This window comes from Tabrizicola sp. (assembly GCF_036781545.1).
GTDB lineage: Bacteria > Pseudomonadota > Alphaproteobacteria > Rhodobacterales > Rhodobacteraceae > Tabrizicola.
In genome coordinates this window covers 1-2,181 of sequence record NZ_DAIQAT010000269.1, presented here as the reverse complement: position 1 = coordinate 2,181, position 2,181 = coordinate 1, and the positions used below count along the sequence as shown (strand labels likewise).

4 protein-coding genes are annotated in these 2,181 nt (G+C 65.9%); all 4 read right to left on the bottom strand.

The genetic code is table 11. From position 1 onward, the window contains the following. Window positions 1-424 (bottom strand): formate--tetrahydrofolate ligase (locus tag V7Q39_RS20520; RefSeq protein WP_333818465.1); only part of this gene is annotated, 424 nt, incomplete at its 3' end. 161 nt (window positions 425-585) lie between these two features. Then, window positions 586-1,182, bottom strand: coding sequence for an MOSC domain-containing protein (locus V7Q39_RS20515; protein WP_333818464.1), 597 nt, complete (start codon window positions 1,180-1,182; stop codon window positions 586-588). Continuing rightward, window positions 1,182-1,991 (bottom strand): methyltransferase domain-containing protein, encoded by an 810-nt coding sequence (locus V7Q39_RS20510; RefSeq protein ID WP_333818463.1) that lies wholly within the window; start codon window positions 1,989-1,991, stop codon window positions 1,182-1,184. Before V7Q39_RS20510 ends, V7Q39_RS20515 begins: the two co-directional genes overlap by 1 nt. Continuing rightward, window positions 1,982-2,181: CorA family divalent cation transporter (locus V7Q39_RS20505; protein ID WP_333818461.1), on the bottom strand; the 200-nt coding region annotated here is incomplete at its 5' end. The genes V7Q39_RS20510 and V7Q39_RS20505, both read right to left, overlap by 10 nt.

Below are 2,181 nucleotides of genomic sequence, written 5' to 3'. Positions count from 1 at the left end.
GCAGGTTGTGCGCCGAGGTGATCGCGTGGAAGTCGCCGGTGAAGTGGAGGTTCATCTCCTCCATCGGCACGACCTGCGCCATGCCGCCGCCGGCAGCGCCACCCTTCATCCCGAAGTTCGGGCCAAGCGAGGCTTCGCGGATGCAGATCACCGCCTTCTTGCCGATCCGGTTCAGGCCATCGCCCAGACCCACGGTCGTCGTCGTCTTGCCCTCGCCCGCCGGGGTCGGGTTGATCGCGGTGACGAGGATCAGCTTCCCATCCTTCTTGCCCGCGAGGCTCTTGATGAACTCCTGGCTCACCTTGGCCTTGTCATGGCCGTAGGGCAGCAGATGCTCCGAGGGAATGCCGAGCTTGGACCCGATCTCCATGATCGGCTTCTTCTTCGCTTCGCGCGCAATCTCGATGTCGGTCTTGAAGGCCATGTGTGTCTCCCACGGGGCGGATTGTGCCATTTGCGACGTGATACCGGGCGGGACCTGCTAATCGAAGGCGGTTTCCGACCTGAAAATCGCGAAATTCGCCCTGTCGTGTTTCCGATACGAAACCCCGGAACGTTTATTCGAATTTCGCGCCGACTGAACCTTCATTCCCTGCGCTGCGGCTGCCAGCCCCGTTGCGCAGGGATGAACAGGCGCAGTTCGTCGCCCAGCCGCAGGGTGCCCTCGCGCTCCACCCAGGCCGTCACGCCGCGCTTGCCCTCGGCGGCAGGCTTGAACCCCTTGCCCAGCCCCGGCCGCGCCTTCTCGATCGTCACCGCGGGCTCCTGGCAGGGCAGGTTCTCCATATCCACTACCAGCGTCACCCCGTCCGGCCCCTGCAACCGGCTGGAGGGCGGCAGATGGGTGAAATCCGGGATGCCTTCCAGCACCAGCGAGGCCCCGACCCAGGCATAATCCATCGTCTCCAGCCCCATGTCGCGGGCGACCTCGGCCATCTCCTGGGCGCAGACGATGCTCAGCTGGCGCACGTTCCTGATCTCGGTATTGCGCGGATAAAGCTTCAGCACGCGCGAGCACGAGGGCCGGGTCAGCCCGGCATGGACCTCACCCTCGAACCCGGCGAAGCTCAGCGGCATCTCTTCGACCGGCCCCGAAGTGATGACAAGTTTCTCGACCGGCACGGGCTGATAGCCCAGCCAGGTGACGCGGGCAGAGTGGGTCGTGGGGATCAGCGGGGGCATCAGGAACGCTCCAGAATGAAGAAGACGCGGGTGAAGGGGAACCGTACCCGCCCGTCGGGCAGCGCCGGATAGCTCTCGGCCAGCGCCGCGTCATAGGCGGAAACGTAGTCCGCCACTTCGGCTGCGGTCATGCCCTGAACGAAACGCCGCATCGCGGTGCTTTCGGTGAAGGCGCGGACGGGGTGGCCCTGCAGCACGGGGTCGAGCATCTGGAGGTACTCCGTCGTCCAGGCTCGCACCTCGCCATAAGGCAAAAGCATCCCGGCATAATCCCCGGCCCGCAGGACAGGCGATGGAGCGACCGGGAAACGCCCCGGAAACAGCTGCTCCGCCACCTCGCGCAGCAGCCTGTGCGAGGGCGCCGCCTCCTGCCGTGGCATCTGCACCGCCAGGACACCGCGCGGCGCCAGCATTCCGGCCAGCCGGGGCATCAGGCTCGCATGATCCGGCAGCCAGTTCAGCGCGGCGTTGGAGAAGATCAGCGCGGGCGGCGTCTCGGCCGCCCAAAGCGCAATGTCCGCCCGGGTCAGGCTGTTGTAGAGCGGATTCGCCCATTGTGTCATCCGCGCGGCGGCCCTCTCCAGCATCGCGGCCGAGGCATCGACGCCGATCAGAGGATGCTCCGGCTTGAACCGCGTTGCCAGCGCCTCGGCCACCGCGCCATCGCCGCAGCCAAGGTCCACCACATCGCCCGACGGCAGTTCCGACACCTGCGCCAGCAGATCCAGCGCGGGCCGCAACCGCAGGTCCCGGAAGGCGCCATAGCGCGCGGGGTCCCAATCTGCGTAGATCGGCCCGCTCACAGCCATTTCTTCCACTTGAACAACATCCAGGGCACCAGCGCCGAGACGACCATCAGCCCCAGCGCCATCGGATAGCCCCAGGTCCAGTCCAGCTCCGGCATGTATTTGAAGTTCATCCCGTAAATGCTGGCGATCAGCGTGGGCGGCAGGAAGACGAAGGCCACGACCGAGAAGATCTTGATCACGTCCGACTGCC

Excerpts from the sequence above, each read along its gene's own strand:
- V7Q39_RS20515 (WP_333818464.1), bottom strand. The coding sequence starts at position 1,182 with ATGCCCCCGCTGATCCCCACGACCCACTCTGCCCGCGTCACCTGGCTG.
- V7Q39_RS20510 (WP_333818463.1), bottom strand. The coding sequence starts at position 1,991 with ATGGCTGTGAGCGGGCCGATCTACGCAGATTGGGACCCCGCGCGCTAT.